Raw genomic sequence first — 14,536 nt, 5'->3', positions numbered from 1 at the left:
CCCGCCCCGCCCCCGTCGATCATGGAGTTGTGGTGGGCGGTGAGTACCAGTTTGTGGCTTCTGTCCGGCACCACAACTCCATGATCGGCGGGGTGGTGGGGCGGAGGCCGTAGCACGGATGGCTTTTGTTTGGTGGTTATGCACAGGGGTGGTGGTTTTCCACAGGCGCTGAGTTGGGGGCGCCGGATCGCCAGGTTTGCCTGCAGATTCCTGGGCATGGCGGAGCACCTCTTTCGATACTCGGAGCTACTCGCTGCTGGCCTCAGCCGGGAACAGGTGCGGAGGCTGGCAGAGCAGTCCCGGCTGCGCCGGTTGTCGCGGAGCATCTACGCGCCCTCGGCGTACTCGCCGGAGCACTTGCCGGCGATCTTCCGGCGGCTGCCTGACAGCGCCGTCGTCGGCTTCCACACCGGCGCGCAGTTGCACGGCTTCGGCGACGTCCGCAGCGCCGACGTGCACATAATCGTGCCGGCCGGGGAGAGCGTTCCGCACATCCGAGGGGTCGTCGCCCACGAGGCGGTGCTGCCGGTACGCGACCCGGTGCTTCTGGGCGGAGTGCCGTGTGCTCCCGCCGCCCGGTGCGCGATCGACCTGGCCCGATCATTGCGTCGGATGGACGTGATGCCGCTGCTGGACCTGTGTCTTCGCGTCGGTGCCTGTCGACCAGAGGAACTTCGGGTCGAGGTCGATCGGCACGAACGCCTGCGCGGCGTCTGCCAGGCACGCGAACTCGTGCCACGCGCCGACCCGCGCGCGGAATGTCGCCAAGAAAGCCAGCTCCGGCTGGTGATGATCGATGGCGGTCTTCCGCCGCCGGAGCCGCAGCTCTGGGTCCCCGACGGCAACGGGATACCGCTGTACCGCCTTGACCTCGGCTACCGACAACGCAGGGTCGGAGTCGAGTACGACGGCTCGTCCCACCTGGACCGTGACCGGCTTCGGCGTGATCGGTCCCGGATGAACTGGCTCGCCGCCAACGGCTGGCAAATGCGCCACTTCACCGACCTGGACCTCTACCGCCGCCCAGCCCACATCATCGCCACCCTCGCCCCTCTCCTCCACCAGTAACCAACCCAACCCAACCGACCCCGACCGACCTCGACCTCGACCTCGACCCCAACCCCGACCTCGACCTCGACCTCGACCTCGACCCCAACCCAGGCTCCTGGCCGGGCCACCCGCCACCGCGTCGATCATGGAGTTGTGGTGCCTCACAAAAGGTGTAACTAGTCATCTAGCACCCACCACAACTCCATGATCGACGGGTCGGGCCGGGCCGGGTCGGGCAGGGCGGGGGCTAGGGGGCTAGGCGGGAGCGGATTAGGAAGCGGACGCCGTCTGGGGCTTCCAGGGAGAAGCCGCTACCTCGGCCCGGGACCACGTCGACGGTGAGCATCGTGTGTTTCCACAGTTCCCACTGGGACTTCGAGATCCAGAACTCCACCGGCTCGGGCACCTCGTCGACAGTTAACGAGGCGAGCAGCACGTCGGACGAGCCGGTACGGAATTCACCCGCCGGGTAGCACATCGGGGCGCTGCCGTCACAGCAGCCGCCGGACTGGTGAAACATCAGCGGCCCGTGCCGCCCCCGCAGTGACCGGATCAGCTCGGCCGCCGCAGGGGTCAGAGCGACCGGAGAGGCCGCACCAGGCAAGCTGGCCGCTGCCGCACCGGGCACTACGGCACCGGACGACCTGGGCACTACGGCACCGGACGACCTGGGCACCGCGGCACCGGACGACCTGGGCACTACGGCACCGGATGACCCGGGCACTACGGCACCGGACGACCCGGGCGCCGCGGCACCCGATGACCCGGGTGCCGCGCCGCCGACGGACGTGTCGCTCATCAGAAGAAGCCGAGCTTCTTGGTGGAGTAGCTGACCAGCAGGTTCTTGGTCTGCTGGTAGTGCTCCAGCATCATCTTGTGGTTCTCCCGCCCGATGCCGGACTGCTTGTATCCGCCGAATGCGGCGTGCGCCGGGTACGCGTGGTAGCAGTTCGTCCACACTCGACCGGCCTGGATGGCCCGCCCGGCCCGGTACGCGGTGTTCATGTCCCGGCTCCACACGCCCGCGCCGAGCCCGTACAGGGTGTCGTTGGCGATCTTCACGGCATCGTCGAGGTCGGCGAAGGAGGTCACCGAGACCACCGGCCCGAAGATCTCCTCCTGGAAGATCCGCATCGAGTTGTCGCCTTCGAAGATCGTCGGCTCGACGTAGTAGCCGCCCGACAGGTCGCCGCCCAGGTCCGCGCGGGACCCGCCGGTCAGCACCTTGGCGCCCTCCTGCCGGCCGATGTCCAGGTAGGACAGGATCTTCTCCAACTGGTCGTTGGAGGCCTGCGCCCCGATCATCGTGTCGGTGTCCAGCGGGTGTCCGGCGACGATCGCCTTGGTGCGCGCCACCGCCGCGTCCAGGAAGTCGCTGTAGTGGCCCTGCTGGATCAGCGCCCGCGACGGGCAGGTGCAGACTTCGCCCTGATTGAGGGCGAACATGGTGAAGCCTTCGAGCGCCTTGTCCAGGAAGTCGTCAGAGGCGGCGCTGACGTCGTCGAAAAAGATGTTCGGGCTCTTGCCGCCCAACTCAAGGGTGACGGGTTTGATGTTCTCACTGGCGTACTGCATGATCAGCCGCCCGGTGGTGGTCTCGCCGGTGAACGCCACCTTCGCGACCCGGGGTGAGGAGGCCAGCGGCTTGCCGGCCTCCACGCCGAAGCCGTTGACGATGTTGAGCACGCCCGGCGGCAGCAGGTCCGCCACCAGCGACAGCCAGTAGTGGATGGACGCGGGCGTCTGCTCGGCCGGCTTGAGCACCACGGCGTTGCCGGCGGCGAGCGCGGGCGCCAGCTTCCAGGTGGCCATGAGGATCGGGAAGTTCCACGGGATGATCTGCCCGACCACGCCTAGCGGCTCGTGGAAGTGGTAGGCCACCGTGTCGTCGTCGAGTTCGCCGAGTGACCCCTCCTGCGCGCGGATCGCCCCGGCGAAGTAGCGGAAGTGGTCGATGGCGAGCGGGATGTCGGCGGCGAGGGTCTCCCGGACCGGCTTGCCGTTCTCCCAGCTCTCGGCGATGGCGAGCGATTCCAGGTTGTCCTGCATGCGGTCGGCGATCCGGTTGAGGATCAGCGCCCGCTCGGCCACCGAGGTGCGCCCCCACGCGTCGGCGGCGCCGTGGGCGGCGTCCAGGGCCTTTTCCACGTCGGGGGCGGTGCCCCGGGCGACCTCGGTGAAGGTCTGCCCGGTGACCGGGGTGGGGTTCTCGAAGTAGTCACCACCGTGCGGCTTGACGTACTCGCCGCCGATGAAGTGGTCGTAACGGGACTGCCAGTGGGTGGGCGCGTCGTAGCGCGTCATGGTTACCTCCGCCGTCGTTGTGCGGGTGTGCCGACGGCGACGGTAGTTTCAGGAACGTTGCAGCCACGTTGCGCGCGGAAGGTCGTACTCACCGGAGAGCTGGTCGATGCGGGCCAGCGCGAGGGGCCGGCGCGGCGCGGCCACCGGCAACGCCCGCGCCAGGGCCTGCCACGCGGCCAGGTCGTCGGCGCCGGCCGGCGTCGCGGTCCAGGCCGCGAGCAGCGCCGGGTCGGCGGCGGCCAGCACTGCCGCGCGGAGCTGACCGTCGATCAGCCGGCGCAGTCGCGTCACTCCCGGCGCGTCCGAGCTGGGCAGCAGGGGCCCGGAGTACGCGTCGAGGGCTCCCACCGGATCGCCCTGGTCCAGCAGTCGGGTGATGGTGGTGAAGTCGGCGTGGATGGTGCCGCGCAACCGGTACGGGCGGGAGTCGAGCACCTCGCCGCCGAGCACCCGGCGCAACCGGGACAGCTCGGCGCGCACCGTGACCGGGTGCAGTCGGTCGTCGCCGTAGAGGTCGAGGCCGAGTTGTTCGCCGGTACGCCCCTCGGGGTGGTGCAGCAGCAGCACCAGTAGTTCGCTGTGCCGGCGGCCGAGCCGGATCACCCGGCCGTCGACCCGAAGCTCCGCCTCGTCCCGGCCGAGCGCGGTCACCGTGGCGACGCCGGGCTGCGCCGGTCGGTCGACGGCGAGTTGCGCCTCGGCGGCCCGGGCTGTGGCACGGACCAGCGCCAGACTGTGCGGGTTGGCCAGGTGGTCCCCGCCGGTGATGTCGATCGCGCCGAGCAGTCGTCCGGTGGTGGGGTCGTGGATCGGCGCGGCGGCGCAGGTCCAGCGCTGCACGGGGCGGCTGAAATGCTCGGTGGCGAAGATCTGCACGCTGTGGTCGACGGCCAGCGCGGTGCCGGGCGCGTTGGTGCCGGCGTGCGTCTCGTCCCAGCGGGCGCCGGGCACGAAGTTCATGCGCTCGGCATGCCGGAGCACACCCAGATGCCCCTCGACCCAGAGCAGCCGCCCGTACGCGTCGCAGACCGCCATCAGGTGCGCGCCGTCCTGGGCGGTGCCGCCGAGCAGGTCACGGAACAGCGGCAGCACACGGGCCAACGGGTGGGCGGCCCGGTACGCGGCCAGGGCGTCGTCGGCCAGGTCGACAGGCGGGGTGGCCTCGGGGTCGAGCCGTGCGGAGCGTTCCCAGGAGCGGCGGACCACGTCCCGCACCCGGTGCGGTGCGGCGCCGGTGAGGAAGGCGTCGTGGGCGGCGCCGGTGAGGAAGGCTTCGTGGGCGGCGCCGACCTGCGCGATCCGTTCCGCCGGATCGACACCGAATTCCAGGGCGAGCCACGGGTCAGCCATCGGCGACCTCCTCGGGCCCCATCGTGACGCAGCTCACGCCCGATCGCCAACCTCCGAGGGCGGCGGGACGCACGACGCACACCGCGTGTGACGGGGAGGAAGGCGGCAGCTCCTGGTAGCGGCGGTTTGTCGGTCGGATGACGGCGTGGAGGATGGCTCCGGCGGGTGCTTACAGAACCCTTAACCCTGGCCTGCGACGGTATGCGGGAAGGCGAACCACGGGGGAGCGGAATCGTGCGGGTGTTGGTGGCGGACGACGAGAGGTTGCTGGCGGACACGGTGGCCGAAGGGCTACGGCGGTTCTCGATGGCCGTCGACGTCTGTTACGACGGTGACGGTGCGCTGGAGCGGATCGGCGTGAACCGGTACGACGTGGCGGTGCTGGATCGGGACATGCCCGGCCACACCGGCGACGAGGTGTGCCGCAGCATCGCCGGCACCTCCGCCGGCACCCGGGTGCTGCTGCTCACCGCGGCGGCAGGCATCCGGGACCGGGTGGAGGGTCTCGGCCTCGGCGCGGACGACTACCTCACCAAGCCGTTCGCCTTCGCCGAGTTGGTGGCCCGGGTGCAGGCCCTCGGGCGACGGTCCACCCCGGCGCTTCCGCCGGTACTCGCCCGGGATGGCGTGGTGCTGGATGTGGCCCGGCACCACGCCATTCGGGACGGCCGCCCGTTGGCGCTCAGCCCGAAGGAGTTCGCGGTGCTGCACGTGCTGCTGCGTGCCGGCGGGCAGGTGGTGAGCGCGGAGGAGCTGTTGGAGCAGGCCTGGGACGAGTTCGCCGACCCGTTCACGAACGCCGTACGGGTCACCGTCATGACGTTGCGCAAGAAGCTCGGTGACCCGCCGGTCATCCACACGGTGCCCAAGGCCGGTTATCGCCTCGGTGGTCCGGCGTGAGCTGGACTCCCCGCCGCCGGGTCCTGCTCGTGGGTCTGCTGGCGCTGCTCGCCGGGCCGGTGCTGCCGGCGGTCGGCAACCGGCTGACCGGGCTGCTCTGGAACCGCGGCCTACAGCTCTGCGGCCTGCCGCTGCCGGGTGTGTCGGAGTCCTGCGCCCAGGCGGGCCGGAGCGCGTTCGTGCTTCCCGTGGTGTCGGTGGTGGTCGTGACAGTGGCGGCCCTGTTGGCGCTCTGGTTCGGGGCGTCGTGGTGCCTGCGCCCGGTGCGTAACCTTGCCGAGCCGATCCGGCACCTCGGCCCGCAGAACCTGGGCCACCGGATCCGCCCCCGGGGCAACGACGAGGTGGCCCAACTGGCGCGGGCCATCGACGAGATGATGGAACGCGTCTCCGCCGGGTACGAGGGGCAGCGGCGGTTCGCCGCGAACGCCTCCCACGAGCTGCGTACCCCACTTGCCGTGCAGCGGACCCTCATCGAGGTGGGCATGGCCCGGTCGCTCACCCCCGAGCAGTTGGAGCTGCTGACCGGCCAGCTGCTGGAGACCAACGAACGCAACGAGCGGCTCATCGAGGGCCTGCTGGCGCTCAGCGAAAGCGACCAGGGCCTGCGGGCGCGCATCCCGCAGCGGCTCGACCACCTCGTCGCCGAGGTGCTGGCCGGCTACCAGGACCGGGCCCAAGAGGCCGGCGTGACAATCGAGAGTCACCTCGCGCCGAGGGTCGTCGTCGGTGAGCGGGTGCTTCTCGAACGCCTTGTCACAAACCTTGTGGAGAACGGGATCAAGTACAACCGGCGCGGCGGCTCGCTGACAGTCACTGTCGGTTCCGCTCCCGCGCTGACAGTTGTCAACACCGGCCAGCCCGTACCGGCGGAGGCTGTCGCCGGCCTCTTCGAGCCGTTCCGTCGGCTCGCCCGGGACCGGACCTCGCACGGCGGCGGCGCTGGTCTCGGCCTGGCCATCGTCCGCTCGATCACCCAGGCACACGACGGCACCATCGCCGCCCGACCCGCCGAGTACGGCGGGCTGCGGGTGGACGTCCACCTACCCGCAGGCAACTGACACCACCCACACCGTTCCGGGAGCCGAGCACCTCGGCATCCCCACCTTCGGCGTGCCCGAAAAACGACCGACGCGGTCCGGGCCGTGACAAAGGAGTTCGATGCCATCCACCGCTGGCCCCGTCCGGGCCGATGTCGAGGACGCCGCCCGCTGGCTCAGCGGCCGGGTGATCCGTACCCCGGTGCTGCGCTCCCCGGCGATCGACCTGCTGGCAGGTAGCCGAGTCCTGCTCAAGGCGGAGAATCTGCAGACCGGCGGCTCGTACAAGATGCGCGGCGCGCTGCGGGCCGTCGGCAGGCTCGCCGCCGCCGGCCACACCGGGGTGATCGCGCAGAGCACCGGCAACCACGCGATAGCTGTGGCGTTGGCGGCCCGCCAGCACGGGCTCGCGGCGACAGTGGTGCTGCCTGTCGACGCGGCGGCGACGAAGGTCGACCGGGCCGGTGCGGCGGGGGCGCGGGTCGTGTTCGCGGGCACCGGCCTCGACGAGCGGGTGGCGATGGCGTACGCGCTCCGCGACCAGACCGGCCACCCGCTCGTCGACGCGTACGACCACGCGGACGTGATCGCCGGGCAGGGCAGCGCCAGCCTGGAGCTGATCGAGCAGGCCGAACGCGCCGGCACCCCGCTCGACGCGCTTGTGGTGCCGGTCGGTGGCGGTGGCGGGGTGGCGGGTGCCTGCCTGGCCGCCGCCGGCACCGGCATCACTGTGTACGGCGTCGAGCCGGTCGGCTGTGACTCGCTGGCGCGCAGCCTGTCCGCAGGCGAGCGGATTCCGGTCCCGCCAGCCGCCACCATCGCCGACGGACTGCGGCCGTCCTGCGTGGGTGAGCTGCCGTTCGCGATCCTGCGGAACGCCCTGCGCGGTGTCGTCCGTGTCGACGACGAGCAGATCGCCGCCGCGTTCCGGCTGCTGCTGATGGAGCTGAAGGTGCTCGTCGAGCCGTCCGGGGCGGCGGGCCTGGCCGGCGCGCTCCGGCTGCGGGAAGAGCGGGCCGGCGGCGCGCTCGGGGAGCGGACGGTAGGCGTGGTGCTGACCGGCGGAAACGTGGAGGCGGAGCTGGCGGCCCGGTTGACGGCGCCCCGGCTCGCGGAGTTGACGACTGTGGAAGGAGCGGCGGCATGAGTGCCCCGATTCGGATCGGAATCCTGTTCGGTGGCCCGTCGGCGGAGCACGAGGTCTCCTGCGCCTCGGCGCTTGGTGTGGTCCGGGCGCTGGCCGGCGGCGGATACCGTACGGTCGCCATCGGCATCACCCGCAGCGGGGGATTCCGCCTGCTGCCCGACGCGCAGCTCGCCGAGTTGCGGGACCGGCCCGCCGCCGAGCGGGCCATCGACGACCGGCTGACAGTGACAGGGCCGGCTGTCGAGCTGCGGTCCGGCCCCCGCCCGGGGACTGTGCAGGTGTGCGCCGGCAACGCCCCCGGCGCGGTGCACGCGGAACTCGACGTGCTCTTCCCCGTCCTGCACGGCCCGTTCGGCGAGGACGGCGTGGTGCAGGGGCTGCTGGAGCAACTGGACGTGCCGTACGTCGGGTGCGGCATCCTCGCCTCCGCCGTGGGCATGAACAAGGTGGCGATGAAGCGGGCTCTGCGGGCCGAGGAAATCCCTGTCACCCCGTACGTCGCGTTCGACGCGCACACCTGGCGGGAGACCGCCGACCCGGAGAAGCTCGTGCTCGGGCTGCGCCGACCCCTGTTCGTCAAGCCCGCAAGCATGGGTTCGTCGATCGGCATCTCCCGGGTCGGCGAGGGCGACGACCTGGCCGCCGCTGTGGAGGAGGCGTTGCGGCACGACAAGCACGTCATCGTCGAGCAGGGGGTCACCGGCCGCGAGTTGGAGTGCGCGGTGCTCGGCGGCTGGCGGCCGGAGGCATCGGCGGTGGGCGAGGTGCGCGTGGCCGGCGGATGGTTCGACTACCAGCAGAAGTACTTCGGCGACAGCGACCCGATGATCGTCCCGGCGGTGCTGCCCGACGAGGTGACCGAGCGAATCCGCGAGTTGTCGCTGCGCGCGTTCGCCGCGATCGGCGGGTGGGGTCTGGCCCGGGTTGACTTCCTCTACGACGAGACGACCGGCGAGCTGTACGTCAACGAGCTCAACACCATGCCCGGCTTCACCGCGCACTCCATGTACCCGAAGGTGTGGGCGGCGACCGGCGTCGGCTACCGCGAGGTCGTGGAGCGGTTGGTGGCGTTGGCGCGTACCCGACATGCGGAACGCCCCGCGACCACCGGGAGTGTCCGATGATCCTGCTCTCCGACCCCCGGGTGGCGGCGGTGCCCGGCGCCGACGACGGCGAGCCCCTGGTGGACCTGCGCGAGTTTCCGGAGCTGCGGCTGGACGGGCGTGCGGCCGACGACACCGGGGCGTACGCCCACCTGCGCGCGGGTGTCGCGGACCGGTTGCTGGCCGCGCAGCGTGCCTTGCCCGCCGGGGTACGCCTGCTCGTCATCGAGGGCTACCGGCCGTATCGGGCGCAGTTGTCCATCTTCACCGGTTACCGCGACGAGCTGCGGCGACGGCATCCGGACTGGCCGGCGCAGCGGCTGTACCGGGAGACCAGCAAGTTCGTCTCGCCGGTCGAGGTGGCCCCGCACACGACTGGCGGCGCGGTGGACCTGACCCTGTGCACCGACGACGGCGTGGAGCTGGATCTCGGTACGGCCGTCGACGCCACCCCGGAGGACAGCGCCGACGCCTGCTTCACCGACGCACCCGCCATCGGGGCCAACGCCCGCCGACATCGGCGGCTCATTGTGGACGCGCTCGGAGGTGCCGGGCTGGTGAACTACCCGACCGAGTGGTGGCACTGGTCGTACGGAGACCGTTACTGGGCGCTGATGACCGGGGCGCCGCACACCAGGTACGGGCCGGTGGACCTTGCCGTCGCGGCGACGGCTGAACGGTAGGGCTCTCCCGTCCGTACCACGCGGTGAAGAACACCACCGAGGACGGGAGTGACGGCGATGAGGGTGCAGCGCAGGCACGTGCTGGCGGCGACCGTGGCGGTGCTCGCCGCGGCGGGTGTGGCGGTGGGAACCGGGTTCGGGTTCGCCGGCACCGCCCCGGCACGGCAGTCCGCCTGCTCCGGGTCGGTCACGTTCTCGGCGGAGACCGGCGCGCCGGCGGCGACAAGTGACCGGTTCCCGGTGGGTACGCGGCTGCGGGTGACCAATCTGGACAACAACCGGGCGACCACTGTGACGGTGAGCGGCCCGTCGGGCAGTTGCGTGCTGCTCAACGCCGCCGCCATGGACCTGGTCCGCGAGCCGGGCAAGAACGTGATCCGCCGCAACGTCGTGGAACGGCTCGACGGCGCCGCGCCGCCAGCCGCCGCGCCGCCGGCCGACACGGTACGCCCCGGGGCGGCGTCTCCCGCCGCGTCCGGACCGGCACCCGGCTCGGTGTGCTCGGGTGCGATCACCTTCTTCGAGGAGGCTGCCGCGCCGGCGGCGACAAGTGACCGGTTCCCGGTGGGTACGCGGCTGCGGGTGACGAACCTGGACAACAACCGGGCGACCACTGTGACGGTGACCGGCCCGTCGGGCAGTTGCGTGCTGCTCAACAGCGCCGCGATGGACCAGATCCGCGAGCCGGGCAAGAACCTGGTCCGCCGGAATACGGTCGCGGTGCTGCGCTGACGCGTTAGGAAGGGCACCTTCCTATGCACCAGGCGTTAAGAAGGTGCCCTTCCTTACACCTCAGGTAAACGCTGCGTCGAGGATGTCGGCTGCCCGGACGAGGTGATCGTCGGAGATCACCAGTGGGGGCAGAAAGCGCAGCACGTTGCCGTACGTGCCGCAGGTCAGGGTGAGCAGGCCGGCGGCGTGGCAGGCGGCCGAGATCGCCGCCGTGGCGACCGGGTCGGGGGTGAGCGTGCCCGGTTGGACCAGCTCGATGGCGAGCATCGCGCCCCGCCCGCGTACCTCGGCGATGCGGGGATCCCGCTCGGCGATGGCCCGTAACCGGGGGACCAGCACCGACTCGATCCGGCGGGCGGCGCCGGCCAGGTCCAGCTCGTGCATGGTGTCGATGGTGGCCAGCGCGGCGGCGCAGGCGATCGGGTTGCCGCCGTACGTGCCGCCGAGCCCACCGACGTGCACCGCGTCCATCAGCTCCGCCCGACCGGTCACGGCGGCCAGCGGCAGGCCACCGGCGATGCCCTTGGCCAGCGTGACGAGGTCGGGCTCGACGCCCTCGTGCTCGCAGGCGAACCAGTCGCCCGTCCGGCAGAAGCCGGTCTGGATCTCGTCTGCCACGAACACCACACCGGCGGCCGTGGCCCAGGCGCGTAGCGCCGGCAGGAAACCGGGCGCGGGCACCACGAAACCACCCTCACCCTGGATGGGCTCGATCAGCAGCGCGGCGACGTTCTCGGCCCCGACCTGCTTCTCGACCATCTCGATGGCCCGCGCCGCCGCCTCGGCCCCGGAGAGCCCGCCGTCGCGCAGGGGGTACGACATCGGCACCCGGTAGATCTCCCCGGCGAACGGCCCGAACCGGTGCTTGTACGGCATGTTCTTCGCGGTCAACGCCATGGTCAGGTTGGTCCGGCCGTGGTACGCGTGGTCGAACACCACCACCGCCGGCCGCCCGGTGGCGTGCCGTGCGATCTTGACGGCGTTCTCCACAGCCTCGGCACCGGAGTTGAACAGCGCCGAACGTTTCTCGAAGCCGCCCGGCGTCAACGCGTTGAGCTGCTCGCACACCGTCACGTACGACTCGTACGGCGCGACCATGAAGCAGGTGTGGGTGAACCGCTCGACCTGCGCTCGGACCGCCTCGACGACCTTCGGTGCGGCGTTGCCGACGCTCGTCACAGCGATGCCGGCGGCGAAGTCGATCCACTCCCGCCCGTCGACGTCGGTGAACGTCCCGCCCGCCGCGTGGTCCACGTAGGACGGAATGACGCTGCCGACGCCCCGCGCGACGGCACTGCCGCGCCGCTTGTGCAGATCCTCGGAGGATGTCATCAGCCCTCGATGTTGTGCATGACGTGCTTGATCCGGGTGTAGTCCTCCAGGCTGTAGACCGAGAGGTCCTTGCCGTGCCCGGAGTGCTTGAAGCCGCCGTGCGGCATCTCCGAGACGAACGGGATGTGCGTGTTCACCCAGACGCAGCCGAAGTCCAGCCGTCGGGTCATCCGCATCGCCCGGCCGTGGTCCCGCGTCCACACCGACGCGGACAGGCCGTAGTCGACGCCGTTCGCCCAGCGCACCGCCTCGTCCTCGTCGGTGAAGCGCTGCACGGTGATGACCGGCCCGAACACCTCGTCCTGGATGATCTCGTCGGCCTGGCGCAACCCGGAGACGACTGTCGGCGCGTAGAAGTAGCCGCGCTCGCCCTGCTGGGACCCGCCGGTCTGGATCGCCGCGTGGTCCGGCAGCCGGTCGACGAAGCCGCTGACGCGGGCGAGCTGGTTGGCGTTGTTCAGCGGGCCGTAGAGCACGTCGGCGTCGTCCGGGGCGCCCGTCCTGGTGTTGCGGGCCTGCTCGGCGAGCGCCGCCACGAAGTCGTCGTGGATGCCCGGCCCGGCCAGCACCCGGGTCGCCGCCGTGCAGTCCTGCCCCGCGTTGAAGTAGCCGCCCATCGCGATGGCCTCGGCCGCCGCCGCCACATCGGCGTCGTCGAAGATCACCACCGGGGCCTTGCCGCCCAGCTCCAGGTGGGTGCGCTTCAGGTCGGGTGCCGCCGCGGCGGCGACCTCCATGCCCGCGCGGGTCGAGCCGGTGATCGACACCAGCTGCGGGGTCGGGTGCGACACGAGAGTACGACCGGTGTCTCGATCGCCGCAGACCACGTTGAACACCCCCGGCGGGAAGAACTCGGCGGCGATCTCGGCGAGCAGCAGCGTCGACACCGGCGTGGTGTCCGATGGCTTGAGGACCACAGTGTTGCCGGCGGCGAGCGCCGGGGCGATCTTCCAGACCGCCATCATCAGCGGGTAGTTCCAGGGCGTGACCTGGGCGCACACGCCGATCGGCTCGCGCCGCACGTACGAGGTGTGCCCCGCCAGGTACTCGCCGGCCGACCGGCCCTCCAGCAACCGGGCCGCCCCGGCGAAGAAGCGGAACTGGTCCACAGCGGGCGGCAGTTCCTCGTCGGCGGTGAGCTGGCGCGGCTTGCCGGTGTTGCGGACCTCCGCGTCGACCAGTTCGGCCGCGCGGGCCTCCACGGCGTCGGCGAGCTTGAGCATCGCCCGCTGCCGCTCGGCAGGGGTGACCTCCCGCCAGCTCTCGAAGGCGGTGGCGGCGGCGGTCATCGCCGCGTCCACGTCGGCGGCGCCGGAGACGGGCGCCTGGGCGAACACCTCACCGGTACACGGGTCGATCAGGTCGGCGTACCCGCCGTCGGCCGGTTCGACGTAGGAGCCGTTGACGAAGTTGCGCAGCTGCTGCTGGTCACTCATGGCGGTCTCTCCGAGGGGGCCGGGTGCGGTCTACGGCGGTTATCGCAATCTGCCTGCCATCTTCGCTACTGAATTCGCGGCAGACAAGGCCTGTTGCGACTGTTTCCGTCGACCCGGGGTCACCTCGTGCGGCTGGCCGCCTCGCGCGTCAGTCGGCCTGCCAGGTGCCGTCGTCGCGGACCCGGGCAGGCGCGCGGCCGAGCAGCAGTGTGGTGAACGCGGCGTCGACGGTGTCGCCGAGAAACCACTCGCCTGCCTGGTCCAGCGCGAAGACCCGGCCGCGCTCGTCGACCGCCAGGATGCTGTCCTGCTGCTCGGTGCCGAGCGGAAACAGTCGTACGCCGAGCACCCTGCCGAAGTCGGCGAGGGTGTCGGCGGTGTGCCCCATGGTGTGCGGACGGATGTCGAAGCGGGAGATCCACACCTGCTCGCCCCGGCCGCGGCGAGCGCCGACGAGGCTGGGAAACGTGGTGATCGCCTCCACGGCGGCGGGAAAGACCTCGTGTCGATGGACCTGCCCCGACACGGCGGTGATGTCCCGGACGGCGGCGGCAGCCATGATCTGGTCCCCGATGTGCGGTCGCCACCCGGCGGCGACGAGCGCGTTGGCGACCTCCGGCGGGAAACGCCCCGGATCAGGGTCCGGTGCCGCCGGTGCCAGCCAGGTTTCGATGTAACCCCGTGCCGAATCCGGCAACACGTTCGCGCGCACCAGGAAGGCGAGGCACGAATCGCAGGGCCGGTCGGCGGGGCCACCAGCCGGGTCGCCCGGTTCACGGATCCGGAAGATCTCGAACCGCGCGCCGCCGAGCAGTGCTGCCGCCTCGCCACGACCCATCGGCGCGATGCCCTCGGCGGCTCGTCGGTGGTCGTACTCGTGCAGGACGTCGGAGACCACGATCAGCTCGGCATGTGCCTCGGCGCCACGGACCAGCTCGCCCGGAGGCTGCGCGTCCAGATAGGTGCGGATCAGCGGGTGATGGTTCAGCGATACGTCGCCCTTGACGCCCTGAGCCGTCCAGATGCGACCGTCGACGGTCAGGTGCGCCACTGTGTTCGGGGTGGGGATCCGATGAATCTCCCTGGCCAGCAGGCTCGACGGGTCGACAGTGCGGGGAGCGGCAGGGCCGGTGGGTTGGCTGCGGCGGTACATCTCCGCCACCACATCGCTCGGCACCCGGGGCCAGGTGGTGACAGTGCCGGTCTGCTTGTCGATGACTGTCGCCGGCAGGTCGCCGGGGATCGTACGCGCCTCGGTGGGCACGACTGACGTGATGACGTAGCCGAGGTCGAACTCGTCGACCATTGCCGTGCACTCGTGGCCGAGCCGCTGCGAGTCGCGGCGGGCCCAGGTGGCCGCGAGCTGCTCGGCCTGTTGACGGTCGATCACGCATCGAAACTACCGGACCACACGGATCGATGGCAGCCGGTATCGTCTCGCTCTACCGACGGTGACGGG

13 protein-coding genes are annotated in these 14,536 nt (G+C 71.1%); 7 read left to right on the top strand and 6 right to left on the bottom strand.

What is annotated here, in order from left to right; genetic code table 11:
- The first annotated feature begins 216 nt into the window (after window positions 1–216).
- Complete coding sequence (locus ADK66_RS19500; protein WP_053657348.1) at window positions 217–1,068, top strand: type IV toxin-antitoxin system AbiEi family antitoxin domain-containing protein; 852 nt, start codon at window positions 217–219, stop codon at window positions 1,066–1,068.
- A gap of 229 nt (window positions 1,069–1,297) precedes the next feature.
- Here ADK66_RS19500 and ADK66_RS19495 read toward each other — a convergent pair whose 3' ends face one another.
- The 3 genes from ADK66_RS19495 to ADK66_RS19485 form a co-directional block, all read right to left on the bottom strand.
- Window positions 1,298–1,654: a DUF779 domain-containing protein gene (locus ADK66_RS19495; RefSeq protein WP_053657369.1), complete on the bottom strand. Its 357-nt coding sequence runs from the start codon at window positions 1,652–1,654 to the stop codon at window positions 1,298–1,300.
- Between the two features lie 194 nt (window positions 1,655–1,848).
- Window positions 1,849–3,354, bottom strand: a complete 1,506-nt coding sequence (adh, locus tag ADK66_RS19490; protein WP_053657346.1) for an aldehyde dehydrogenase — start codon at window positions 3,352–3,354, stop codon at window positions 1,849–1,851.
- Between the two features lie 48 nt (window positions 3,355–3,402).
- On the bottom strand, window positions 3,403–4,704 hold the full coding sequence (locus ADK66_RS19485) for a helix-turn-helix domain-containing protein (protein WP_053657344.1): 1,302 nt from the start codon (window positions 4,702–4,704) through the stop codon (window positions 3,403–3,405).
- Between the two features lie 234 nt (window positions 4,705–4,938).
- On the opposite strand from ADK66_RS19485, the gene ADK66_RS19480 reads away from it, so the two are divergent.
- From ADK66_RS19480 to ADK66_RS19455, 6 genes are all read left to right on the top strand, one after another.
- Window positions 4,939–5,604, top strand: a complete 666-nt coding sequence (locus tag ADK66_RS19480) for a response regulator transcription factor (RefSeq protein WP_053657342.1) — start codon at window positions 4,939–4,941, stop codon at window positions 5,602–5,604.
- Window positions 5,601–6,665, top strand: a complete 1,065-nt coding sequence (locus ADK66_RS19475; RefSeq protein ID WP_053657340.1) for a HAMP domain-containing sensor histidine kinase — start codon at window positions 5,601–5,603, stop codon at window positions 6,663–6,665. Before ADK66_RS19480 ends, ADK66_RS19475 begins: the two co-directional genes overlap by 4 nt.
- Window positions 6,666–6,765: 100 nt before the next feature.
- A complete protein-coding gene (locus ADK66_RS19470; protein ID WP_053657338.1) occupies window positions 6,766–7,791 on the top strand; it encodes a threonine/serine dehydratase in 1,026 nt (341 codons plus the stop codon).
- The gene (locus ADK66_RS19465) at window positions 7,788–8,915 is read left to right on the top strand and encodes a D-alanine--D-alanine ligase family protein (RefSeq protein ID WP_053657336.1); all 1,128 of its coding nucleotides are present in this window, start codon (window positions 7,788–7,790) and stop codon (window positions 8,913–8,915) included. The genes ADK66_RS19470 and ADK66_RS19465 overlap by 4 nt, the downstream gene beginning before the upstream one ends.
- Window positions 8,912–9,577, top strand: a complete 666-nt coding sequence (locus ADK66_RS19460) for a M15 family metallopeptidase (protein ID WP_053657334.1) — start codon at window positions 8,912–8,914, stop codon at window positions 9,575–9,577. Before ADK66_RS19465 ends, ADK66_RS19460 begins: the two co-directional genes overlap by 4 nt.
- Before the next feature lie 57 nt (window positions 9,578–9,634).
- Entirely contained in the window at window positions 9,635–10,309 is a 675-nt protein-coding gene (locus ADK66_RS19455; RefSeq protein ID WP_053657332.1) for a hypothetical protein, read from the top strand.
- A 60-nt stretch (window positions 10,310–10,369) separates the two neighbouring features.
- Here ADK66_RS19455 and gabT read toward each other — a convergent pair whose 3' ends face one another.
- The 3 genes from gabT to ADK66_RS19440 form a co-directional block, all read right to left on the bottom strand.
- The gene (gene gabT, locus ADK66_RS19450) at window positions 10,370–11,641 is read right to left on the bottom strand and encodes a 4-aminobutyrate--2-oxoglutarate transaminase (RefSeq protein ID WP_053657330.1); all 1,272 of its coding nucleotides are present in this window, start codon (window positions 11,639–11,641) and stop codon (window positions 10,370–10,372) included.
- A complete protein-coding gene (locus tag ADK66_RS19445) occupies window positions 11,641–13,077 on the bottom strand; it encodes a gamma-aminobutyraldehyde dehydrogenase (protein WP_053657329.1) in 1,437 nt (478 codons plus the stop codon). The genes gabT and ADK66_RS19445 overlap by 1 nt, the downstream gene beginning before the upstream one ends.
- 148 nt (window positions 13,078–13,225) lie before the next feature.
- Window positions 13,226–14,467, bottom strand: coding sequence for an SUKH-3 domain-containing protein (locus ADK66_RS19440; protein WP_053657326.1), 1,242 nt, complete (start codon window positions 14,465–14,467; stop codon window positions 13,226–13,228).
- Between the last annotated feature and the right edge of the window lie 69 nt (window positions 14,468–14,536).

It is taken from the genome of Micromonospora sp. NRRL B-16802, from assembly GCF_001279555.1.
In the GTDB taxonomy this organism is placed as follows: Bacteria; Actinomycetota; Actinomycetes; order Mycobacteriales; family Micromonosporaceae; genus Micromonospora; species Micromonospora profundi.
This window is presented reverse-complemented; position numbering and strand designations above follow the sequence as displayed.

Bases quoted from the DNA above. Each gene is read 5' to 3' on its own strand.
- ADK66_RS19465 (WP_053657336.1), top strand. From the start codon at position 7,788: ATGAGTGCCCCGATTCGGATCGGAATCCTGTTCGGTGGCCCGTCGGCG.
- ADK66_RS19500 (WP_053657348.1), top strand. From the start codon at position 217: ATGGCGGAGCACCTCTTTCGATACTCGGAGCTACTCGCTGCTGGCCTC.
- ADK66_RS19470 (WP_053657338.1), top strand. From the start codon at position 6,766: ATGCCATCCACCGCTGGCCCCGTCCGGGCCGATGTCGAGGACGCCGCC.
- adh (WP_053657346.1), bottom strand. From the start codon at position 3,354: ATGACGCGCTACGACGCGCCCACCCACTGGCAGTCCCGTTACGACCAC.
- gabT (WP_053657330.1), bottom strand. From the start codon at position 11,641: ATGACATCCTCCGAGGATCTGCACAAGCGGCGCGGCAGTGCCGTCGCG.
- ADK66_RS19455 (WP_053657332.1), top strand. From the start codon at position 9,635: ATGAGGGTGCAGCGCAGGCACGTGCTGGCGGCGACCGTGGCGGTGCTC.
- ADK66_RS19460 (WP_053657334.1), top strand. From the start codon at position 8,912: ATGATCCTGCTCTCCGACCCCCGGGTGGCGGCGGTGCCCGGCGCCGAC.
- ADK66_RS19485 (WP_053657344.1), bottom strand. From the start codon at position 4,704: ATGGCTGACCCGTGGCTCGCCCTGGAATTCGGTGTCGATCCGGCGGAA.
- ADK66_RS19445 (WP_053657329.1), bottom strand. From the start codon at position 13,077: ATGAGTGACCAGCAGCAGCTGCGCAACTTCGTCAACGGCTCCTACGTC.